22 protein-coding genes are annotated in these 22,122 nt (G+C 73.5%); 20 read left to right on the top strand and 2 right to left on the bottom strand.

Annotation, left to right across the window (positions count from 1 at the left end; all coding sequences use genetic code 11):
* The first annotated feature begins 159 nt into the window (after positions 1–159).
* On the top strand, positions 160–1,401 hold the full coding sequence (gene mltG / locus ACFVVU_RS34375) for an endolytic transglycosylase MltG (RefSeq protein ID WP_387793895.1): 1,242 nt from the start codon (positions 160–162) through the stop codon (positions 1,399–1,401).
* Positions 1,402–1,552: 151 nt separating this feature from the next.
* On the opposite strand, the gene ACFVVU_RS34380 is transcribed toward mltG (ACFVVU_RS34375), so the two are convergent.
* Positions 1,553–2,035, bottom strand: a complete 483-nt coding sequence (locus ACFVVU_RS34380; protein WP_387793896.1) for a hypothetical protein — start codon at positions 2,033–2,035, stop codon at positions 1,553–1,555.
* Between ACFVVU_RS34380 and mltG (ACFVVU_RS34385) the strand changes: the two genes are divergently transcribed.
* The 14 genes from mltG (ACFVVU_RS34385) (at position 2,024) to ACFVVU_RS34450 (ending at position 16,349) form a co-directional block, all read left to right on the top strand.
* The gene (mltG, locus tag ACFVVU_RS34385) at positions 2,024–3,451 is read left to right on the top strand and encodes an endolytic transglycosylase MltG (RefSeq protein ID WP_387793897.1); all 1,428 of its coding nucleotides are present in this window, start codon (positions 2,024–2,026) and stop codon (positions 3,449–3,451) included. The two genes, ACFVVU_RS34380 and mltG (ACFVVU_RS34385), sit on opposite strands and share 12 nt — an antisense overlap.
* Before the next feature lie 41 nt (positions 3,452–3,492).
* Positions 3,493–4,323, top strand: a complete 831-nt coding sequence (locus ACFVVU_RS34390; protein WP_387793898.1) for a shikimate dehydrogenase — start codon at positions 3,493–3,495, stop codon at positions 4,321–4,323.
* 217 nt (positions 4,324–4,540) lie between these two features.
* A complete protein-coding gene (gene aroC, locus ACFVVU_RS34395) occupies positions 4,541–5,725 on the top strand; it encodes a chorismate synthase (protein WP_380684240.1) in 1,185 nt (394 codons plus the stop codon).
* The gene (locus ACFVVU_RS34400; RefSeq protein ID WP_380684239.1) at positions 5,722–6,243 is read left to right on the top strand and encodes a shikimate kinase; all 522 of its coding nucleotides are present in this window, start codon (positions 5,722–5,724) and stop codon (positions 6,241–6,243) included. Before aroC ends, ACFVVU_RS34400 begins: the two co-directional genes overlap by 4 nt.
* Positions 6,236–7,330, top strand: coding sequence for a 3-dehydroquinate synthase (gene aroB, locus ACFVVU_RS34405; RefSeq protein WP_380684238.1), 1,095 nt, complete (start codon positions 6,236–6,238; stop codon positions 7,328–7,330). Before ACFVVU_RS34400 ends, aroB begins: the two co-directional genes overlap by 8 nt.
* Entirely contained in the window at positions 7,327–7,767 is a 441-nt protein-coding gene (gene aroQ / locus ACFVVU_RS34410) for a type II 3-dehydroquinate dehydratase (RefSeq protein WP_380684237.1), read from the top strand. Before aroB ends, aroQ begins: the two co-directional genes overlap by 4 nt.
* A gap of 374 nt (positions 7,768–8,141) precedes the next feature.
* The gene (locus tag ACFVVU_RS34415) at positions 8,142–8,786 is read left to right on the top strand and encodes an AAA family ATPase (RefSeq protein WP_387793899.1); all 645 of its coding nucleotides are present in this window, start codon (positions 8,142–8,144) and stop codon (positions 8,784–8,786) included.
* Positions 8,787–8,871: 85 nt separating this feature from the next.
* Positions 8,872–9,708, top strand: a complete 837-nt coding sequence (locus ACFVVU_RS34420) for an Fpg/Nei family DNA glycosylase (protein WP_380684235.1) — start codon at positions 8,872–8,874, stop codon at positions 9,706–9,708.
* A gap of 64 nt (positions 9,709–9,772) precedes the next feature.
* On the top strand, positions 9,773–11,776 hold the full coding sequence (locus tag ACFVVU_RS34425; RefSeq protein ID WP_387793900.1) for a hypothetical protein: 2,004 nt from the start codon (positions 9,773–9,775) through the stop codon (positions 11,774–11,776).
* Between the two features lie 224 nt (positions 11,777–12,000).
* On the top strand, positions 12,001–13,107 hold the full coding sequence (locus ACFVVU_RS34430; protein ID WP_380684233.1) for a M24 family metallopeptidase: 1,107 nt from the start codon (positions 12,001–12,003) through the stop codon (positions 13,105–13,107).
* Positions 13,108–13,172: 65 nt separating this feature from the next.
* Complete coding sequence (gene efp, locus ACFVVU_RS34435; RefSeq protein WP_380684232.1) at positions 13,173–13,733, top strand: elongation factor P; 561 nt, start codon at positions 13,173–13,175, stop codon at positions 13,731–13,733.
* Between the two features lie 4 nt (positions 13,734–13,737).
* Positions 13,738–14,175: a transcription antitermination factor NusB gene (gene nusB / locus ACFVVU_RS34440; protein WP_355375561.1), complete on the top strand. Its 438-nt coding sequence runs from the start codon at positions 13,738–13,740 to the stop codon at positions 14,173–14,175.
* Between the two features lie 161 nt (positions 14,176–14,336).
* Positions 14,337–15,176 (top strand): thioesterase family protein, encoded by an 840-nt coding sequence (locus ACFVVU_RS34445; RefSeq protein WP_380690083.1) that lies wholly within the window; start codon positions 14,337–14,339, stop codon positions 15,174–15,176.
* Between the two features lie 252 nt (positions 15,177–15,428).
* On the top strand, positions 15,429–16,349 hold the full coding sequence (locus tag ACFVVU_RS34450) for a hypothetical protein (RefSeq protein WP_387793901.1): 921 nt from the start codon (positions 15,429–15,431) through the stop codon (positions 16,347–16,349).
* A gap of 224 nt (positions 16,350–16,573) precedes the next feature.
* On the opposite strand, the gene ACFVVU_RS34455 is transcribed toward ACFVVU_RS34450, so the two are convergent.
* On the bottom strand, positions 16,574–17,077 hold the full coding sequence (locus tag ACFVVU_RS34455) for a transcriptional regulator (RefSeq protein ID WP_031072501.1): 504 nt from the start codon (positions 17,075–17,077) through the stop codon (positions 16,574–16,576).
* A gap of 329 nt (positions 17,078–17,406) precedes the next feature.
* Here ACFVVU_RS34455 and pyrR point away from each other — a divergent pair, with 329 nt between their 5' ends.
* From pyrR to carA, 5 genes are read left to right on the top strand one after another with little or no spacing between them, the layout of a single operon-like run.
* Positions 17,407–18,030, top strand: coding sequence for a bifunctional pyr operon transcriptional regulator/uracil phosphoribosyltransferase PyrR (pyrR, locus tag ACFVVU_RS34460; RefSeq protein ID WP_380688171.1), 624 nt, complete (start codon positions 17,407–17,409; stop codon positions 18,028–18,030).
* A gap of 5 nt (positions 18,031–18,035) precedes the next feature.
* Positions 18,036–19,013: an aspartate carbamoyltransferase catalytic subunit gene (locus ACFVVU_RS34465; RefSeq protein WP_380688173.1), complete on the top strand. Its 978-nt coding sequence runs from the start codon at positions 18,036–18,038 to the stop codon at positions 19,011–19,013.
* Positions 19,010–20,314, top strand: a complete 1,305-nt coding sequence (locus tag ACFVVU_RS34470; RefSeq protein ID WP_387793902.1) for a dihydroorotase — start codon at positions 19,010–19,012, stop codon at positions 20,312–20,314. The genes ACFVVU_RS34465 and ACFVVU_RS34470 overlap by 4 nt, the downstream gene beginning before the upstream one ends.
* On the top strand, positions 20,311–20,883 hold the full coding sequence (locus tag ACFVVU_RS34475) for a hypothetical protein (protein ID WP_380688177.1): 573 nt from the start codon (positions 20,311–20,313) through the stop codon (positions 20,881–20,883). Before ACFVVU_RS34470 ends, ACFVVU_RS34475 begins: the two co-directional genes overlap by 4 nt.
* The gene (gene carA, locus ACFVVU_RS34480; protein WP_380688179.1) at positions 20,880–22,037 is read left to right on the top strand and encodes a glutamine-hydrolyzing carbamoyl-phosphate synthase small subunit; all 1,158 of its coding nucleotides are present in this window, start codon (positions 20,880–20,882) and stop codon (positions 22,035–22,037) included. Before ACFVVU_RS34475 ends, carA begins: the two co-directional genes overlap by 4 nt.
* Positions 22,038–22,122 lie beyond the last annotated feature (85 nt).

A 22,122-nucleotide genomic window follows, 5' to 3' on the forward strand; every position in this document is an offset into this window, starting at 1 on the left:
GGGGGCGGCGCCCCCCCCCGGGTGTGGGCGCCCGGGGGGGGGTGCGCCCGCGCTTTCCACCCGCCCCACGGCGGGGTCCGTGCGGACGCGCGTCCGCACGGACCCCTCTGCCGTTGCCGTCGTTCCGCGTGCCACGCGGACCGCCGAGGGGACGCCGCCGTGACCGATCTGGACCTCACACCCGGCCTGAGCCCCGGCCACCTCGGTGCGCCGGCGACCGAACCGGAGGGCCGCCCGCCGGGCGCGCCCGCCCCGCGCCCCGATGCGCCGGATCCACGCCGACGGCGCAACGGACTGGCCTGTCTACTGACCGCGCTCTCGCTGATCGCCGTGTTCGGCGGGATCGGGCTGGCCGGGTTCAGCTGGATCCAGGGGCAGCGCAAGCCGCCGGCCGCCGCCGACTACGCGGGCAACGGGTCCGGCTCGGTGCAGGTGTCCGTGCCGGAGGGCGCCGGGCTCAGCCAGATCGCCTCGGCGCTGGTGCGCAACGGCGTGGTGGCCAGCTCGCTCGCCTTCACCCGGGCCGCCCGGGGCAGTGCGGCGGCGGCCGGGCGGATCCAGCCCGGCACCTACACGCTGCGGCTCAAGATGTCGGCGGCGGCGGCGCTGGCCGTGCTGATCGACCCGGCCAACGCCAACGGCCTGACCATTCCCGAGGGATGGCGCGGCAGCCAGATCTACGCGGCGATCGACAAGAAGCTCCAGCTCCCGGCGGGCACCGCGGAGCGGACGGTCAAGGAGCAGGCCGCCGAGCTGGGCCTGCCGGAGAGCGCCAACGGCGTCCCCGAGGGCTACCTGTTCCCCGCGACGTACGCCGTCACCGACGACACCACCGCCGTCGACCTGCTGAAGCAGATGGTCGACCGGGCGGGCAAGGAGTACGCCCGGGACGACGCGGAGGTCGTGGCGACCAACCTCGGGCAGTCGCTGTACGGGCTGGTGACCATCGCCAGCATGGTGCAGGGGGAGGCCGACAACCCCGAGGACATGGCGAAGGTCGCGCGGGTGATCTACAACCGGCTGGCCAGGAACATGCCGCTGCAGCTGGACTCCACCATCAACTACGCGATGGGGCGCTCCACGCTGAACACCAGCGTCACCGACACCCGGCTCGACTCCCCGTACAACACCTACAAGCACGCGGGGCTGCCGCCGACGCCGATCTCCAACCCGGGGCGGCAGGCGATCATGGCGGCGGTGGATCCGGCGCCGGGGGACTGGCTCTACTTCGTGACCGTGAAGCCGGGGGACACCCGGTTCACCGACAGCTTCGAGGTGCAGCAGAAGAACGTCGCGGAGTTCAACGCCAACCGGGCCTCGCCGAGCGCCCCGGCGTCGGCGACCGGCTCGGCCTCGGCCTCCGCCTCCCCGCCCGCTCCGGCCTCGCCGGGGGCGCCGTAGCGGGCGGGCGGCGCCCCGATCGGGCACCTGACTGCGGTACGGTAGCGTCTCCGTCCAGGTGTTGCGCTAGCACGCCGGTTCGACAAGCAGCCGGGACGCCGTCCCGGGCGACCGGGCCGATCCTCCGGTCGTCTCCGTCGGTATAAGGGGATCAATGACCGATCTGGGTCGGGGCTACGGCCCCCAGGGCTCCGAGCCGTGGAATCCGGGAGACCCCGGGTACGGCGGTCAGCAGCCGGTCCCCGGCTCGCAGGACGGGCAGTGGCAGCAGCATCCCCAGCAGTCCCAGCAGCAGTACGGCGGTCAGCAGGGCTACCCCCAGCAGCAGATGCCGCAGCAGGGCATGGACCAGCAGGGCGTGAACCCGCAAGGCATGAACCCGCAGGGCATGGGCGGCCAGCAGCAGTACGGCGGTGAGCAGGGGTACCCGCAGCAGCAGGTGCCGCAGCAGGGCTATCCGCAGCAGCAGGGCTTCCCGCAGCAGGGTGTGGGGGGTCAGCAGGGCTATCCCCAGCAGCAGATGGCGCAGCAGGGCATGGGCGGCCAGCCGGGTATGGGCGGACAGCCGGGCATGGGCCAGCAGCCGTTCGGCGGCCAGCAGCAGGGGTATCCGCAGCAGGGCATGCCGCAGCACGGTGCGCCCCAGCAGGGCGTTCCCCAGCAGGCCGTTCCGCAGCAGGGCGCTCCGGCGCGGCAGGAGCAGCAGCCGGCCGCCGGGCAGCCCTCCGGCCCCGGTCCGGACGGCATCGACTGGGAGGCGGAAGCCGCCGCGCTGGAGGCCGGCGCCGACCCGGTCGCGCCCGCCGACGGCGGTGAGCACGCCGAGGCCGAGTGGGACGGTCACGAGGGCGAGTACGCCGAGGACGAGTACCACGAGGACGGCGCGGACGGGGACGGGCACGGCGGCTTCCTCGGCGAGGAGGACGACTCCCGCGAGGCGAAGAAGAAGCGCAAGGAGAAGGGCAAGAAGTCGGGCCGGCGCAACGGCGGCGCCTGCCTGGTGGTCGCCCTGGTGCTGCTCGGCGCCATGGGTGGCGCGGGCTGGTTCGGCTACGGCTTCTACAAGGACCACTTCGGCCCGGCGCCGGACTTCCCCGGCCCGGGTTCCGGCTCGGTCAACGTGGAGATCAAGCAGGGCGCGGCCGGCAGCCAGATGGGTGCGGCGCTGAAGCAGGCCGGCGTGGTGAAGAGCATCGACGCCTTCAGCGCGGCCTGCGACAAGAACGTGAAGTGCTCCACCATCCAGCCGGGTGCCTACAGCATGCCGAAGGAGATGTCCGCCGAGGGGGCCGTGCAGTTCCTGGTGGACGCCAACGGCGGCGAGAAGCTGATCATCCGGGAGGGCCTGACCTCCATCGCCACCTACGGCCTGATCGACGACCGGCTGAAGCTGCCCAAGGGCACCACCGCCAACGTCGCCAAGGAGCAGATCAACAACCTCGGCCTGCCCGCGTACGCGAAGGGCAACATCGAGGGCTTCCTCTGGCCGACCCGCTACTCGATCACCGAGGGCATGAAGCCCGAGGACCTGCTCAAGCAGATGGTCAAGAACGCGGTGGAACGCTACTCGGGGCTGGACGCGGAGGCGTCGAAGATCGGCCTCAAGTCCGGCTACGAGGTGGTCATCGAGGCGAGCATCCTGCAGGCCGAGGGCAACAACAAGGACGACTTCGCCAAGATGGCCAAGACCATCCAGAACCGGTTGGCCGACAAGGGCAAGGTCAACGGCAAGCTGGGCATGGACACCACGCTGCAGTACGCGCTGGGCACCAAGAACCTGGACAAGAAGGACATCAACGACGGCTCCAACCCGTACAACACGTACATCAACCCGGGCCTGCCGCCCACGCCGATCTCCAACCCGGGCGACGACGCGCTCAAGGCGACGCTGAACCCGGCGGACGGCAAGTGGCTGTACTTCATCGCGATGTCGCCGACCTCGACCCTGTTCGCGGAGACGGACACGGAGCACGCCAACAACGTCAAGGCGTACTGCACGGCGGCGGGCCAGAAGTTCGACCCGGTCGCCATCCACTGCACCACCAAGTGACCGACCGCCCCAGCGGGGCCGGACCGGGAGAGAGCACCAGCGTGACCAGCAAGCACCGGGCCGCCGTCCTCGGCTCGCCGATCGCCCACTCGCTGTCGCCCGCCCTGCACCGGGCCGCCTTCGCGGCGCTCGGCCTGGACGGCTGGCGTTACGACCGCTTCGAGGTGGACGAGGCCGGGCTGCCCGGCTTCGTCGCCGGGCTGGACGAGGCCGAGTGGGCGGGCTGCTCGCTCACCATGCCGCTCAAGCGGGCGGTCATCCCGCTGCTCGACGAGGTGAGCGCCACCGCCCGGTCGGTCGAGGCGGTGAACACCCTGGTGTTCACCGCCGACGGGCGCAGGGTCGGGCACAACACCGACGTGCCCGGGCTGGTCAACGCGCTGCGCGAGCGCGGCATCACCGAGGTGCCGTCCGCCGCGGTGCTCGGCGCCGGGGCCACCGCCTCCTCCGCGCTGGCCGCGCTGGCCCGGCTCGGGGCCCACGAGGTCACCGTCCACGTCCGCAGCCCCGAGCGGGCCCGGGAGATGGCGGAGCTCGGGGAGCGGCTCGGCGTGGCGGTGCGGACCGCCGACTGGGCGCGCGGCGCCGAGGCGCTGGCCCACCCGCTCACCGTGGCCACCACCCCGGCCGGGGCCACCGACGGTTTCGCCGGCGACCTCCCCGCCGAGCCGGGCGCGCTCTTCGACGTGCTGTACCACCCGTGGCCGACCAAGCTGGCCGGCGCGTGCGCCGAGCGCGGGGCGACCGTGCTGGGCGGGCTCGACCTGCTGGTGCACCAGGCGGTGCTGCAGAGCGAGCTCTTCACCGGGCGCGCCCCGGGGCCGCTGGCGGCGATCCGCGCCGCCGGCGAGGCCGCGCTCGCGGCGGGCTGAGGCGGCGCGGGACGGCCGTCCGAGGCGGCCCCGGGGTCGGGAGCGGTCGTGTCAGGGGCATGCCGACCAGCCATTCCCGTCCGCCGGTCGGCCGAATGCTGTCCGGTGACCGGACTCCGCGGCCGGTCGGCCGGTGCGGCATGAAAGGATTCGGGGAGAAGGCAAGCCCGGGCGGGTGGCGGCAGCGCCGCGCCGGTCCGCTGATGAAGGAGCTCCGTTGGGTACGTTGCGCTGGCTGACGGCGGGGGAGTCGCACGGCCCCGCACTCGTCGCGACGCTGGAGGGCCTGCCCGCCGGTGTACCGGTCACCACCGCCATGGTGGCCGACGCGCTGGCGCGCCGCCGGCTCGGCTATGGTCGCGGCGCACGGATGAAGTTCGAGCAGGACGAGGTGACCTTCCTCGGCGGTGTCCGGCACGGCCTCAGCATGGGCAGTCCGGTCGCCGTCATGGTGGGCAACACCGAGTGGCCGAAGTGGGAGCAGGTCATGTCGGCAGACCCGGTCGACCCCGAGGTGCTCGCCGGTCTCGCCCGCAACGAGGCGCTGACCCGTCCGCGCCCCGGCCACGCCGACCTGGCCGGCATGCAGAAGTACTCGATCGACGAGGCCCGCCCGATCCTGGAGCGCGCCAGCGCCCGGGAGACCGCGGCCCGCGTCGCGCTCGGCGCCGTCGCCCGCTCCTACCTCAAGGAGACCTGCGGCATCGAGATCGTCAGCCACGTGGTCGAGCTGGCCGCCGCCAAGGCCCCGGCCGGCGTGCTGCCGCTGCCCGCCGACGAGGCGAAGCTGGACGCCGACCCGGTGCGCTGCCTGGACGCCGACGCCTCGAAGGCGATGGTCGCCGAGATCGACCAGGCCCACAAGGACGGCGACACCCTCGGCGGCGTCGTCGAGGTGCTCGCCTACGGCGTCCCGGTCGGCCTCGGCTCGCACGTCCACTGGGACCGCCGACTGGACGCCCGCCTCGCCGCCGCGCTGATGGGCATCCAGGCGATCAAGGGCGTCGAGGTCGGCGACGGCTTCGAGCTGGCCCGCGTCCCCGGCTCGTTGGCGCACGACGAGATCGTGCCGACCCCCGAGGGCGCCAAGCGCGTCTCAGGCCGCTCCGGCGGTACCGAGGGCGGCCTGTCCACCGGCGAGCTGCTGCGGGTGCGCGCCGCGATGAAGCCGATCGCGACCGTCCCGCGCGCGCTGCGCACCCTGGACGTGCGCACCGGCGAGCCGGCCAAGGCCCACCACCAGCGCTCCGACGTCTGCGCGGTGCCGGCGGCCGGCATCGTCGCCGAGGCGATGGTCGCCCTGGTGCTCGCCGACGCGGTCAACGAGAAGTTCGGTGGCGACCACGTGTCGGAGACCCGGCGCAACGTCCGGAGCTACCTCGACCACCTGATCGTCCGATGACCTCACCGGCCATTGTGCTGGTCGGCCCGCCCGGCAGTGGCAAGTCCACCGTCGGGCGGGTCCTCGCCGAGCGCCTCGGCGTCGGCTTCCGCGACACCGACGCGGACATCGAGGAGCAGGCCGGCAAGCCGATCCCGGACATCTTCGTCGACGAGGGCGAGCCGCACTTCCGCGCCCTGGAGACGGCCGCGGTGCGGACCGCCGCGTCGAGCCACCCCGGCGTGCTCGCGCTCGGCGGCGGCGCGGTGATGGCCGGGCCCACCCGTGAACTGCTGCGCCCCCTGCCGGTGGTGTTCCTGGAGGTGCCGCTCGCCGACGCGGTCAAGCGGGTCGGCCTGGACGCCCCCCGGCCGCTGCTGGCGGTCAACCCGCGGGCCCGCTGGCGCGAGCTCATGGAGGCCCGCCGCCCCCTCTACCTGGAGGTGGCCACCGCCGTCGTCGACACCGCCGGCCGCACCCCCGAGCAGGTCGCGGACGCCGTACTGGAAGCACTGGAGCTGAAGACCCCCCATGACTGACACCGACACCGTCCGGATTCACGTCGGCGGCAGCGCCGGCCACGACCCGTACGACGTGCTGATCGGGCACCAGCTGCTCGGCGAGCTGGCGCCGCTGATCGGGACCCGGGCCCGGCGGGTGGCGATCATCCACCCCGAGGCGCTGTCCGCCACCGCCGACGCGATCCGCGAGGACCTGGCGGGCGAGGGCTACGAGGCGATCGCCCTCCAGGTGCCCAACGCCGAGGAGGCGAAGAGCGCCGAGGTGGCCGCGTACTGCTGGTCGGTGCTCGGGCAGACCGGGTTCACCCGCACCGACGTGGTCGTCGGCCTCGGCGGCGGCGCCACCACCGATCTGGCCGGCTTCGTCGCCGCCACCTGGCTGCGCGGGGTCCGCTGGATCTCCATGCCCACCACGCTGCTCGGCATGGTCGACGCGGCGGTCGGCGGCAAGACCGGCATCAACATCGCCGAGGGCAAGAACATGGTCGGCGCCTTCCACCCCCCGGTGGGCGTGCTGGCCGACCTCGCGACCCTGGACACCGTGCCCCGGCACGACTACGTCTCCGGCCTCGCCGAGGTCGTCAAGTGCGGCTTCATCGCCGACCCGGTCATCCTCGACCTGATCGAGGCCGACCCGGAGGGCGCCAAGACCCCGGCCGGGCCGCACACCGTCGAGCTGATCCGGCGCGCCATCCAGGTCAAGGCGGACGTCGTCTCCGGCGATCTCAAGGAGTCCGGGCGCCGCGAGATCCTCAACTACGGCCACACCCTCGGCCACGCCATCGAGCGCAACGAGCGCTACAAGTGGCGGCACGGCGCGGCCATCTCGATCGGCATGGTGTTCGCCGCCGAACTCGGCCGGCTGGCCGGGCGGCTGGACGACGAGACCGCCGACCGGCACCGCACCGTGCTCGCCTCGGTCGGCCTGCCGCTCAGCTACCGCGCGGACGCCTGGCCCAAGCTGCTGGACGCCATGAAGATCGACAAGAAGTCGCGCGGCGACCTCATCCGCTTCATCGTGCTGGACGGCCTCGGCAAGACCTCCGTGCTGGAGGGCCCCGACCCGTCCCTGCTGGTGGCGGCCTACGCGGAGGTGTCCTCGTGACCCGGGTGCTGGTGCTCAACGGCCCCAACCTCGGCCGGCTCGGCAGCCGCGAGCCCGACGTCTACGGCTCCACCTCGTACGCCGGGCTGGTCGAGCGCTGCACGGCGCTCGGCAAGGAGCTGGGCTTCGAGGTCGAGGTGCACGAGACCAACTCCGAGCAGACCATGGTCGAGTGGCTGCACGAGGCCGCCGACGGCCGGGTGCCGGTGGTGATCAACCCGGGCGCGTTCACCCACTACTCCTACGCGATGCGGGACGCCGCCGCGCAGCGCACCGCGCCGCTGATCGAGGTGCACATCTCCAACCCGTACGCCCGGGAGACCTTCCGGCACACCTCGGTGATCTCCGCGGTGGCCTCGGGCACGATCGCCGGGTTCGGGATCGGCTCGTACGAGCTCGCGCTGCGGGCGCTGGCCGACCAGCTCGCTTCGGGCTGACGGGGGCGTCGGTGCCCCTCGGTTCCCGGCCGGGGCGGTGACCAGCGGTGGTGCGGCGGCGGACTGTGTCCACCGCCGCACCGGCGTGTAGTGTCCCCGCTGAGGGAAGTCGGGAGGTGGCCGTGACGCAGTACACCGGGGGTGGGCCCGTTCCCCCGCGTCCCGTCGCTCCGCCGGTCCCGGGGGCTCCGGGGGGCCCGGCAGCCCCGGCAGCCCCGGCAGCCCCGGCGTATCCCGTGCCCGGGCCCGCGTCCTCGTCGTCCGGTCCGCCGACCGTTCCGGTACCGGTCGTCCCACCGGTCGCGCCGGCTCCCGTGCCCCCGTCCGCACCCGTGCCGGTGCCCGTTCCGGCGTCCGCGCCGGTGCCAGCGCCGGTGCCCGCCGGTTCCACCGGCCACTTCGTGCTGCCGTCCGGCGCGCCCGTCCAGCTGCCCGCCCGGCCGCCGCAGCAGCACGCGGCCACCGGGCCGATCGCGGTGCTGCTGATCGGCCCGGCCGGCGCCGGCAAGACCACCGTCGCCCGCTACTGGGCCGAGCGGCGCCCCACGCCGACCGCGCACATCAGCCTCGACGACGTCCGCGAATGGGTGCAGTCCGGCTTCGCCAACCCGCAGTCCGGCTGGAACAACGCGTCCGAGGCGCAGTACCGGCTGGCCCGCCGCACCTGCGGCTTCGCCTGCCGCAACTACCTCGCCAACGGCATCTCCTGCATCATCGACGACGCCGTCTTCCCCGACCGCCCGGCCATCGGCCTCGGCGGCTGGAAGCGGCACATCGGGCCCGGCATGATCCCGGTGGTGCTGCTGCCCAGCCTGGACTCGGTGCTCGGCCGCAACGCCCGGCGCAGCGGCAACCGCCGGCTCGGCGACGAGGAGGTCGCCCGGATCCACGGCCGGATGGCCGGCTGGTACAACTCCGGCCTGCCGATCATCGACAACTCCCACCTCGACGTCGCCGCCACGGCCGCCGAACTCGACCGGGTGATCCTGGCCCGGCTGATGGGCATCCCGGTGCGCTGAGCGGCTCCGCGGGCCCGGCCGGACTGTCGGTGCCGGCTGCGATGATGGACGGGTCCTGAACGATCCACCGGGGGGAGCCGCGCCCGTGCCGGAAGGCCACATCATCCACCGCCTCGCCGCCGAGAACCACCGTGCCTTCGGCGGCCGGCCGGTCCGCGCCAGCAGCCCGCAGGGCCGTTTCGCGGACGGCGCCAAGCTGATCGACGGGCGGGAGCTGGTCGCGGCCGAGGCCACCGGCAAGCACCTGTTCCTCGGCTTCGGCGAGGACGCCTGGGTGCACGTCCACCTCGGCCTGTACGGCGGCTTCACCTTCGGCGCGACCGCCGACGGCCCGGTGCCCGAGCCGGTCGGCCTGGTCCGGCTGCGCCTGGAGAACGACGAGCACTACGCCGACCTGCGCGGCCCCAACACCTGCGCGCTGATCACCGACGCCGAGAAGGCCGCCGTCGCCGCCCGCCTCGGCCCTGACCCGCTGCGCGCCGACGCCGACCCGGACGCCGCCTGGCGGCGGATAGCCGGCAGCCGGACGACGGTCGCCGCCCTGCTGATGGACCAGAAGGTGCTCGCCGGCGTCGGCAACGTCTACCGCGCCGAGGTGCTGTTCCGCCACGGCATCGACCCGCAGCTGCCCGGCCGCGCCCTGCGCCGCGCCGAGTGGGACGCGGTCTGGGCCGACCTGGTCACCCTGATGCGCGAGGGCGTGGGCGCCGGCCGCATCGACACCGTCCGCCCCGAGCACACCCCCGAGGCGATGAACCGCCCGCCCCGCGTCGACGACCACGGCGGCGAGGTCTACGTCTACCGCCGCGCCGGTCAGCCCTGCCTGATCTGCGCCACCGACATCCGCACCGAGCAGCACGCCTCCCGCAACCTCTTCTGGTGCCCCACCTGCCAGCCACCCCACCCCGACAGCACCACCTGACGCCACCTCAACTCCCGCCGTAGGCTGGGGCCCGGCACTCGGACGGGGTGGAGGGAGCGCTCGGATGACGGAAAGCCACCGGACGGTCAACACCGTGTCGGGCACGGTCCACGGCACGGTGATGCAGGCCGACACGATCGTCATGGCGGCGCCCGGGATCGGCGTGCCGCGGCAGATCCGCGGCCCGCGCCGGGCCTTCGTCAACCGGGAGGGCGAATTCGCCCGCCTGGAGGCCGTGCTGGGTCGGTTGGACGACGTCCGCCCGACCGTCGTGGCCTTCACCGGCCTCGGCGGTGTCGGCAAGACCGAACTGATCGCCCAGTTCGCGGCCCGGTCCACGGCGCACTTCCCGGGCGGCCAGCTGTACGCCGACCTCGCCGCCCACCGGCGCCTCGACGGGGTGGACCTCGGCGAGGTGCTCGGCGGCTTCCTGCGCGGGTTCGGGCTTCCGTTCGTGCCGGACGCACCGGCCGAACGGGCCGCGGCGTTCCGTTCCGTGACGGCGGCCGGGCGTGAGGTGCTGGTCTTCCTGGACAACGTCGAGCACGCCGCCGAGGTCCGGGCGCTGCTGCCGGCCACCGGACTGCTGGTGGCGGCGGGCCGACGGCGGCTGCCCGGGCTGGCGCTGGACGGCGCCGAGGTGATGCGCCTCGACCCACTCTCGACCGGCGCCGGAAGCGAGCTGGTCCGCGGCTGGCTGGGCCCGGACCGGGGGACGGACGCCGAACTGGAGCGGCTGGTCGAGTTCTGCGGCGGCCTGCCGCTGGCACTGAACGCTGTGGGCTTCCGGCTGCTCGACCGCGAGGAACTCCGGGTGAGTCAGGTACTGGCCGAACTGACCGACAAGGAGCACGGATTGTCATCCCTGAGCAACGAGGAGGGCGCGGTCGGGGACGTCCTCGACACCGTCCACCGGCGGCTGCCCGAGCACACCCTTCAGTTCTACCGGCTGCTGGGTGTCAACCCCGGCCCGGTGGTCTCGGCCGAGCTGGCCGAGGCGGTGGGGGTGCCGCGGGTGGCGGACGGTCTGGCGGACCTCCGCTCGGCGCACCTGCTGGACGACGTCGCGGAGGAGGGGCCGGAGTGCCGCTACCGCGCCCACGAGCTGGTCCGGCTGCACGCGGTCGGGGCGGTCCACGAGTTCCCCGGCCGGCTGGAGCTGCTGGCCCGGATCGTCGCCTACTACCGCGGCCGCGCGGCGCTGGCCGACCGGGCGATCGGCGACCGCTTCCGGCTCCAGGAGAGCGGTGAGGAGACGGCACTGCCCGGGTTCGGGTCGGGAACCGACGCGCTGGAGTGGCTGCAGAGCGAGCGGGCCAACCTGCTGGGGGCCGTCCGGGCCGCCGCCGAGCAGGGGTGGCACGGCGAGGTGTGGCGGCTGTGCGAGTCGCTCTGGCCGCTCTACCACGGGCGCAAGCACTACGGCGACTGGGTCGAGAGCCATCTGCTCGGCATCGAGGCGGCCCGGTCGGACGGCCGGCCGGACGCCGTGATCCGGATGCGCAACCAACTCGGGCGCGCCTACTACGAGCGCGCCCAGTACCCGCTCGCCACCGAGCAGTTGGCGGCCGCGACGGCCCTGCTGCCGGAGGTGGACGAGCCGAGGCTGGCCGGCGTGCTGTGGGAGACCGACGGCCTGCTCTGCCTCGCCGACGGGAGGCCGCAGCGGGCCGTGGACCTGTTCACGCTCGCCCGGCGGGCCAACGAGGGCGACCCGCACGGCGTGGTGGTGCAGGGCTACAACCTCGCCCAGGCCCTGGTGGCCGCCGGGCGGGCGGAGGAGGCGCTGGCCGTGCTCCGGGACGCCACCGCACTGGCCGGTCAGGAGGACGACGCTCCGATGCTGATGCGCCTGCCGCTGGTCGAGGCCCTGGCCGAGCGGGCGCTGAACCGGCCCGAGGCGGCGGTCGGCGCGGCGGAGCGGAGCGCCGGGCGGGCTCGGGAACTGGGCCAGTCGAAGAAGGAGGAAGCCGCCCGGGCACTGCTCGTCGAGCTCGCGGAGGACCTCGGGGACCCGGCCCTGGCCGACCGCAACCGCGCCCGCCTACGGGAGCTGCGAGGCCACTGACCGGGCGGGCGGAGCGGCCCGGTGGCCCGCACGGGAAGTCGGACGGGCCGACTTCCCGGCCCCCGCGACGGGGCGAGTGCCGTCGTTCCGGGGGAGCCTGTCCGCCGTCGCCCGTGGCACGGGGGAGATCGGTACGTGCTCCGGGAACGGTGACCGGGATCGGCCGCGGCCCGGGTGGGGGCGTTCGGCGGGCGGATCGGGGGATGGGTTCGTAGGCTCGACGCATGGCTGATGCGTACGCGGGCCGCCGGGAGCGGTTGCGGGAGCACTGTGGTGCGTCCGGGGCCGACGCGGCGCTGATCACCAGGGCGGCGAACGTGCGGTACCTGACCGGGTGCCCGCCGTGCGGGGCGTCGCTGTTGCTGACCCGGGACCGGGTGCTGCTCGCGCTGCCGGACGACCTGCCGCCGGACGATACGGGGGAGCACCTGATCGCCCCCGCGGTGACCCGGGTGCCGGTGGTGGCCGGGGCGGACACCGCGCTGGCCGCGGCGTCCGCGGCGGCGCGGCTGGGGGTGGCGGGGCTGGCGGTGGAGGAGCACGATCTGACGGTCACCCGGCACCGGGCGGTGGCCGGGCTGGCCGAGGGGGTGCGGCTGGTGGACGTGGGGCAGGCGGTGGAGCGGTTGCGGGTGGTCAAGGACGAGCACGAGATCGCCGACCTGCGGATCGCCGCGGAGATCGCCGACCAGGCGCTCGGCGAGTTGCTGGAGTCGATCCTGGTCGGCCGCACCGAGCGGCACCTGGCGATGGAGCTGGAGCGCCGGATGATCGACCACGGCGCGGACCGGGCGGCGTTCCCGGTCTCGGTCGGCACCGGGAGCCACTCCGGGCAGCCGGCGCACCAGCCGACCGACCGGCGGGTGGAGGAGGGCGACTTCCTGACGGTGGTGCTCGGTGCGCAGTACCGGGGCTACGGGGTGTCCACCGCCCGGACCTTCGTGATCGGGGCGGCCCCGGCGCCCTGGCAGGTCGAGCTGCACCGGCTGGTGTTCCGTGCCCAGCGGGCCGGGCGGGAGGCGCTCGGGCCGGGGGTCGAACAGTGCGTGCCCGACCGGGCCGCGCGGGAGATCCTCCGGGCCGCCGGGCACACCGAGGGCTCGCCGCACCCGGTCGGCCACGGCATCGGCCTGGAGATCCGGGAGGCCCCGCGCCTCGGCCCCACGGACATGGGTAAACTGGACAGCCGCGTACCGGTCACCGTCGGCCCGGGGGTCCACCTCCCGGGGCGGGGCGGGGTCCGGATCGAGGACACGCTCGTCGTGCGCCCCCTGGATGAGGGCGGGCCCGAGCTGCTCACCATCACCACCAAGGAGCTCCTCGCCCTGTGAGGCAGTTGCGCACAGGACGCGACCCCTTGGTTCCTTGACAGCTATATCCAGGAGTAAGTGCGCCCGTGGCTTCCACGAACGATCTCAAGAACGGCATGGTCCTCAACCTGGACGGCAAGCTCTGGTCCGTCGTCGAGTTCCAGCACGTCAAGCCCGGCAAGGGCCCGGCCTTCGTGCGCACCAAGCTCAAGGAGGTCCTCTCGGGCAAGGTCGTCGACAAGACCTTCAACGCCGGTGTGAAGGTCGAGACCGCCAACGTCGACAAGCGCACCATGCAGTTCTCGTACAAGGACGGCGAGAACTTCGTGTTCATGGACATGGACACCTACGACCAGCTGGCCATCGAGCCGGGCGTGGTCGGCGACGCCGCCAAGTACCTGCTGGAGGGCTTCGACGCCCTGGTGGCCCAGCACGACAACAAGCCGCTGTACGTCGAGCTCCCGGCCGCGGTCGAGCTGCTCATCGCCGAGACCGAGCCGGGCGTCCAGGGCGACCGCTCCACCGGTGGCACCAAGCCGGCGAAGCTGGAGACCGGCGCCGAGATCCAGGTGCCGCTGTTCGTCACCACCGGCGAGAAGGTCAAGGTCGACACCCGCGACGGCAGCTACCTCGGCCGGGTGAAGTAAGTCCGTGTCGTCCGCACGCACCAAGGCCCGCACGCGAGCCTTCCAGATCCTGTTCGAGGCCGATCACCGCGGGGTCGACCCGCTGACGGTCCTCGCCGACTGGGTGGCCCGGGCCCGGGAGCCCAAGCCGGACGAGGGCACCCCGCAGGTCGGCGAGTACACCATGGAGCTGGTCGAGGGCTACGTCCAGCACGCCCGCCGGATCGACGAGCTGATCTCGCAGTACGCGGTCGGCTGGACGCTCGACCGGATGCCGATCGCGGACCGCAACGTCCTGCGGCTCGGCGCGTACGAGCTGATCTGGGAGGACCGCGTCCCCGACGCGGTCGTCGTGGACGAGGCCGTGGAGATCGCCAAGGAGTACTCCACCGACGACTCCCCGGCGTTCGTCAACGGCCTGCTGGCCCGCTTCATGGAGCTGAAGCCCAGCATCCGCCGCTGACCCCGCGCGCACCGCGCAGACGGCCGCCGGACCGGAAACGGTCCGGCGGCCGTCGTGCGTGTTCATCCGGGCGGCGTATGGTGTGCCTACTCGCCAGTAACCTGGTGCGCCGACGGCCCGCGCCCTCGGCGACCCCCGCAGCGAAGGGCAGGCCACCCCCCATGACGACGGTGATCCGCAGCGAGTTCGACCAGGGCATCGCCCTCACCCCGCACCCGGACGAGGCCGGCCGGTACGACGGCGAACTCGGCGCCGGCTGGCAGATCGGCGGCGGCGTCAACGGCGGACTGCTGCTGGCCGTGGCCGGCCACGCGCTCTCGCTGGCGCACACCGCGCGCCCGGAGAGCGCCGGCCACGCCGACCCGGTCTCGATCAGCGGCTACTACCTCTCCGCCGCCGTCCCCGGTCCGGCCACCGTGCGCACCGAGGTGATCCGCACCGGCCGCTCGCTGTCCACCGGCACCGCCGCGCTCAGCCAGGACGGCGTGGAGCGGCTGCGGGTGGTCGCCAGCCACGGCGACCTCGCCGCCCACGACGGCGAGGTGCGCACCAGCGCCGTTCCGCCGCAGCTGCCGCCGCCGGACCAGTGCATCGGTGTCGAGCACGCGCCCAAGGAGCTGCTCACCCAGGCCGCGCTGCTGGAGCGGTTCGACATGCGGCTGGATCCGGCGACCGTCGGCTGGGCGCTCGGGCAGCCCTCCGGCACCGGCCGGATCCAGGGCTGGTTCCGGCTCGCCGACGGCCGCAGCCCCGACCCGCTGCTGCTCCTGCTGGCCGCCGACGCGCTGCCGCCGGTCACCTTCGACCTGGGCATGCCCGGCTGGGCGCCGACCGTCGAGCTGACCGTGCACCTGCGCGCCAAGCCCGCGCCGGGCTGGCTGCGGCTCGTGCACGCCACCCGGAACGTGGCGGGCGGGTACTTCGAGGAGGACGCCGAGGTGTGGGACGAGACCGGCCGCCTGGTCGCCCAGTCGCGCCAGCTGGCCCGGCTGCCGCGGTAGGGGCACGCCGGGGCGAGCCGGGGAGGCGTGAGCGGGCGTGCACGCCCAGTAACGGGTGCGCCGCGCGTGGGACGGGAGCGCGGGGCGCGGGCGTCGGGCCGCACAACCGTGCGTGACTCCAAACACCTGCTTCACCCTCGGTTACAGTCCTGTGACACGTCGTACGTGTGCGCCACGCGGGGCGGGGGAGGACAAGGTCGGCGGTACCACCCGCCGCCGCCCCGCCCCGCCCGCCCCGTCCGAGGAGCCCCGATGAGCCGCAACGGCCGCGCCCGCCGCACCCCCGACTGCACCGCCTCGGGTTCCCGCCCCCGGCTCCGCGCGCGGGCCGCCGCCGACCGCGACGGGGCCTGCGAGCGGCAGCGTGCCGAGGGTGCCGGCCAGGCCTTCGTGATCGGCGTGCTCACCAGCCCCGCGGACTTCGAACGGGCCCGCGCCTGGGGGCTGTCCGACGCGGCCGACCACGAGCGGTACCTCGCCGAGACCGCCGAGCTGCTGGCCGACGCCCGGCACCGCTTCGACACCGTCCGGGCCCGGATGTTCCACCCGCAGGACTTCGCCGAGTTCTGCCTGCTGCACGGCCTCGACCCGGCCGAGCCGGCCGCCCGCGACCGCTACCTGGTCAACCCGCCGCTGCGCACCCAACTGCTCGCCTACCAGGGCGAGGAGCTGGCCGGCGACTTCGTCCCCCGGCTGGTCCGGGCCCGGGAGAACGGCCTGACCCTGCGCCACGCCGACCTGCTGCTCGACGGCCGGCTCTACGGGGAGCGCGACGACGCCGTGCGCGGTGCCTACGAGCGGGGCGCCGAGGTGTTCCGCCGGATGCTGCTCGGCGCCGGCAGCGGGGTCTACGAGCTGCGCCTGTCGGTGGACGCGCCCGGCGGGCGGCTGGCCGCGGCCGCCCGGGTGCTCCAGTGGGAGGACGGCGTCGTCCGGATCAACGACGAGGACCTCGAACTGCTCTGCGCGGTGCTCTGCGCCGGACTGGCCCGTGAGCTGCCCGGCCTCGCGGTGCTGCACGGCGCCCAGGGGTCGGCGGCGGCCTGCGGCGAGTACCGGCCGACGGCCTGGGCCTGGGCCAGCGAGGGCCGGGTCTGGGCGCCCGCCGAGGGGCCGGTGCGGCTGGACGGGGTGGCCGCCGAGCCGGGGTACCGGCTGGAGACGGTCTGCTGAGCGTCCCGGAGAGCGGTCCCGGAGCGCGCCGCGGCGCGGCACCCCTCGCGGGGGCCGCGCCGTGACGTTTCTGCTGTTGTCGGCTGCCAGGGTCCCGCCGTCGGCGGTCCGCCGTCAGGAGCCTGCCGTCGGTGGTCGGCCGTCAGCGGTCCGCCGTCAGCGGTCCGCCGCCCCCGCGAGGGGGAACCGGCGGGGAGGGCCGACGGGAGCCGGTACGGCGAGCCTCAGCTCGCCTCCTCCTCGCGCACCGCACGGCGCGCGTCGGGGTTGAGCACGCCCCAGGAGATCAGCTGCTCGGTGAGGATGGACGGCGACTGGTCGTAGATCACGGCCAGCGTGCGCAGGTCGTCCTGGCGGATCGACAGCACCTTGCCGTTGTAGTCGCCGCGCTGGCTCTGGATGGTCGCCGCGTAGCGCTGCAGCGGGCCGGCCTTCTCGGACGGGACCTGGGTCAGTCTCTCCAGGTCCAGGACCAGGCGGGGCGGCGGCTCGGCCGCGCCGCCGGGGGTGCCGCCGGGCAGCAGCTCCTGCACCGGGACCCCGTAGAACTCAGCCAGTTCGGCCAGCCGCTGCACGGTGACCGCACGGTCGCCGCGCTCGTACGAGCCGACGACGACTGCCTTCCAGCGCCCCTGGGACTTCTCCTCGACACCGTGCAGGGAGAGCCCCTGCTGGGTGCGGATGGCTCGGAGCTTGCCTCCGAGCTGCTTCGCGTAGTCGCTGGACATTGATCTCCCCGGACGAGATTGCTTCGCGTTCAGTGGTGGGTCACGGGCGATGTGCCGACGCCGCTACCGGTGGGTTCGACGTCCGTCTCGTAACTCACTGTGAGGTTACGTAGAGTGAGGTAGTTGCGTCAAGCCGAATGGGGCAGTCGTGCGAATGGGCCGCATCACCGGTGCGTCCGGTGCGTGAACCGCAGGGAGCGGAATGATGGCCGTCGGTTGGCCACAAATGACGCTGTAGGATGACCGGAGCCCGCGCCGCAGTCAGGCCGGGTGTCCCAGACATCCTTTAAGGCCCGTCCAGTGAGGCGGGGAAGGAGGTCCGCTTCGGCATGACCGCACACCAGGAAACCACGCCGCGGCCGCCGCACCAGGTGCTGGACGGCACGGACATCGCCCGGGTCATCACCCGGATAGCGCACGAGATCGTCGAGCGCGCCAAGGGCGCCGAGGACGTCGTGCTGCTCGGCATCCACACCAGAGGCGTCCATCTCGCCCGCCGGCTGCACACCCGGCTCGCCCAGATCACCGGGCGCGACATCCCGCTCGGCACCCTGGACATCACCATGTACCGGGACGATCTGCGGCTGAAGCCCGCCCGCGCGCTGGAGCACACCGAGATCCCGCCCGGCGGCATCGACGGCCGGCTCGTCGTCCTCGTCGACGACGTGCTCTTCTCCGGCCGCACCATCCGCGCCGCGCTGGACGCCCTCAACGACATCGGCCGCCCCCGCGCCGTCCAGCTCGCCGTCCTCGTCGACCGGGGCCACCGCGAGCTGCCCATCCGCGCCGACTACGTGGGCAAGAACCTGCCCACCTCGCTGCGCGAAGCCGTCCAGGTGCGCCTGGCCGACCGCGACGGCGTCGACGCCGTGCTCGTCGGCGACCGCGATTTCGCGGCGCGCTCCTCCCAGGCCCTGGCCGCCCAGTCCACCGAACCGCACCTCCCGGAGTAGCCCGCGTGAAGCGCCACCTCGTGTCCGCAGCCGATCTCAGCCGCGACGACGCGCTGCTCATCCTGGACACCGCCGAGGAACTCGCCCAGCTCTCCGGCCGGGCCGTCAAGAAGCTCCCCACCCTGCGCGGCCGGACCGTCGTCAACCTGTTCTTCGAGGACTCCACCCGGACCAAGACCTCCTTCGAGGTCGCCGAGAAGCGGCTCTCCGCCGACGTCATCAACTTCTCCGCCAAGGGCTCCTCGGTCTCCAAGGGCGAGAGCCTCAAGGACACCGCCCTCACCCTGCAGGCGATGGGTGCCGACGCCGTCGTCATCCGCCACCACGCCTCCGGCGCGCCGGCCCGCCTGGCGCAGTCCGACTGGCTGCACGGCAGCGTCATCAACGCCGGTGACGGCACCCACGAGCACCCCACCCAGGCGCTGCTCGACGCCTTCACCATCCGCCGCCACCTCAACCCGGGCGCCGGCAACGACCTCGCGGGGCGGCGGGTGACCATCGTCGGCGACATCCTGCACAGCCGGGTCGCCCGCTCCAACGTCCACCTGCTCACCACGCTCGGCGCCGAGGTCACCTTCGTCGCCCCGCCGACCCTGCTGCCGATCGGCATCGAGAACTGGCCCTGCGAGGTCAGCTACGACCTGGAGCGGGTGCTCCCCAAGACCGACGCGCTGATGATGCTCCGGGTGCAGCGCGAGCGGATGAACGCCGCGTTCTTCCCCACCGAGCGCGAGTACACCCGCCGCTACGGCCTGGACGGCGTCCGGATGGCCCAGCTGCCCGAGCACGGCATCGTCCTGCACCCCGGCCCGATGGTCCGCGGCATGGAGATCACCGCCGAGGTGGCCGACTCCCCGCGCTGCACCGTGGTCGAGCAGGTCGCCAACGGCGTCTCCATCCGGATGGCCGTGCTCTACCTGCTGCTCGGCGGAGCCACCCTCACCGACACCCCCCGCACCGATTCCGTGGAGACCGCTCAGTGACCACCTACCTGATCCGCAACGCCCAGGTCCTCGGCGGGGCCCCGCAGGACCTCCACCTCGCCGACGGTGTGATCCGGGCGATCGGCACCGACCTGGTCGCCGAGGCCGACATCGAGATCGACGCCACCGGCCTGATCGTGCTGCCCGGCCTGGTCGACCTGCACACCCACCTGCGCGAGCCGGGCCGGGAGGACGCCGAGACCGTCCTCACCGGCACCCAGGCGGCGGCCAAGGGCGGCTTCACCGCCGTCCACGCCATGGCCAACACCTTCCCGGTGGCCGACACCGCCGGCGTGGTCGAGCAGGTCTGGCGCCTCGGCCAGGAGTCCGGCTACTGCGACGTGCAGCCGGTCGGCGCCGTCACCGTCGGCCTGGAGGGCAAGAAGCTCGCCGAGCTCGGCGCCATGCACGACTCCGCGGCCGGCGTCCGGGTCTTCTCGGACGACGGCAAGTGCGTCGACGACGCGGTGATCATGCGCCGCGCCCTGGAGTACGTGAAGGCCTTCGACGGCGTCGTCGCCCAGCACGCCCAGGAGCCGCGGCTCACCGAGGGCGCCCAGATGAACGAGGGCCAGGTCTCCGGCGAGCTGGGCCTGGGCGGCTGGCCGGCCGTCGCCGAGGAGGCGATCATCGCCCGCGACGTGCTGCTCGCCGCGCACGTCGGCTCCCGGCTGCACGTCTGCCACCTCTCCACCGCCGGCTCGGTCGAGATCGTCCGCTGGGCCAAGAGCAAGGGCTGGGACGTCACCGCCGAGGTCACCCCGCACCACCTGCTGCTGACCGACGAGCTGGTCCGCTCCTACGACCCGGTCTACAAGGTCAACCCGCCGCTGCGCACCGCCGAGGACGTCCAGGCGCTGCGCAAGGCGCTGGCCGACGGCACCATCGACGCCGTCGCCACCGACCACGCGCCGCACCCGGCCGAGGACAAGGACTGCGAGTGGGCCGTGGCCGCGATGGGCATGGTCGGCCTGGAGACCGCGCTGTCCGTGGTGCAGCAGACCATGGTCGAGACCGGCCTGCTGAACTGGGAGGGCGTCGCGGACCGGATGTCGCACCGCCCGGCCCGGATCGGCCGACTCACCGGGCAGGGCCGCCCGGTCTCGGTGGGTGAGCCCGCCAACCTGGTGCTGTTCGATCCCGCGTACCGTGGTGCCGTGAACCCCGACAGCTTCGCCACCCGCTCCCGCAACACCCCCTACAAGGGCCTCGACCTGCCCGGACGGGTGCACGCCACCTTCCTGCGCGGCACCGCCACCGTGCTGGCCGGTGAACTGGTCGAGCAGGGCGGGCTCGCGTGAGCTCCGTGGCCCTGCTGGCCCAGGAGCAGGCCAGGGTCACCAACTGGCCCGGCTACCTCGGCTGGACGGTCGGCCTGCTGCTGGTCATCGGCCTGGTCTACTGGCTGATGCGCCAGGGCTGGAACTGGCGGCGCACCCTGCAGTCCGGCATCCCCCCGCTGCCGGCCGTGCCGGAACGGGCCGGGCGGACCATCCTGGAGACCAGTGGCCGGTACCACGGCACCACCACCGCGGGGAACTGGCTGGACCGGGTCGTCGCGCACGGCCTGGGCACCCGCAGCCGCGCCGATCTGACCCTCGGCGAGCACGGCCTGCTGGTGCAGCGCCCCGGTGACGTCGACTTCTGGATCCCCGCCGAGCACCTGACCGGTGCCCGGACGGACTCCGGGATCGCCGGCAAGGTCGTTCCCTCCGGGATCCTGGTCGTCACCTGGACGCACGAGGGCACCGAGCTGGACTCCGGGTTCCGGGCCGACCACCCCGATGAGCACACCGGCTGGGTCGAGGCGATCACCCAGCTCACAGCAACACGTACGACGACGAAGAAGACGGAAGAGGCCGCGTCATGACCGCACCTGCCCCCACCACGCAGCGCCAACGGCGGGAGCGCGTCCCTGCCGTGCTCGTCCTGGAGGACGGCCGGACCTTCCGCGGCCAGGCCTACGGCGCGACCGGCGAGACCTACGGCGAGGCGGTCTTCAACACCGGCATGTCCGGTTACCAGGAGACCCTGACCGACCCGTCGTACCACCGTCAGGTGGTCGTGATGACCGCCCCGCAGATCGGCAACACCGGCTGGAACGACGAGGACGACGAGTCCAAGCAGATCTGGGTCGCCGGGTACGTCGTGCGCGACCCCGCCCGGGTCGCCTCCAACTGGCGCTCGCGCCGCTCGCTGGACGAGGAGCTGGCAGCCCAGGGCGTCGTCGGCATCAGCGGCATCGACACCCGGGCGCTCACCCGCCACCTGCGCGAGCGCGGCGCCATGCGCTGCGGCATCTTCTCCGGCCAGACGCTCGCCGAGCCGGCCGCGCTGCTCGCCAAGGTGCAGTCCTCGCCCGAGATGAAGGGCGCCGACCTGTGCGCCGAGGTGGCCACCACCGAGGCGTACGTGGTGCCGGCGGTCGGTGAGAAGAAGTTCACCGTCGCCGCCCTGGACCTCGGCATCAAGGCGATGACCCCGCAGCGGATGGCCGAGCGCGGCATCGAGGTGCACGTGCTGCCGGCCAACGCCACCCTGGAGGACGTCTACGCGGTCAACCCCGACGGCGTGTTCTTCTCCAACGGCCCGGGCGACCCGGCCACCGCCGACCACCAGGTCGCCGTGGCGCAGGGCGTGCTGGAGCGCAAGACCCCGTTCTTCGGGATCTGCTTCGGCAACCAGATCCTCGGCCGGGCGCTGGGCTTCGGCACCTACAAGCTCAAGTACGGCCACCGCGGCATCAACCAGCCGGTCCAGGACCGCACCACCGGCAAGGTGGAGGTCACCGCGCACAACCACGGCTTCGCCGTGAACGCGCCGCTGGACAAGGTCAGCGACACGCCGTACGGGCGGGTCGAGGTCTCCCACGTCTGCCTCAACGACGACGTGGTCGAGGGCCTCCAGGCTCTCGACGTGCCCGCCTTCAGCGTGCAGTACCACCCCGAAGCGGCTGCCGGCCCGCACGACGCGGCCTACCTCTTCGACCGTTTCGTGAAGCTCATGGAGGGCCAGCGTGCCTAAGCGCACTGACATCAAGTCCGTCCTGGTGATCGGTTCCGGTCCGATCGTGATCGGTCAGGCCGCCGAGTTCGACTACTCGGGCACG

It is taken from the genome of Kitasatospora sp. NPDC057965 (genome assembly GCF_042887135.1).
GTDB lineage: Bacteria > Actinomycetota > Actinomycetes > Streptomycetales > Streptomycetaceae > Kitasatospora.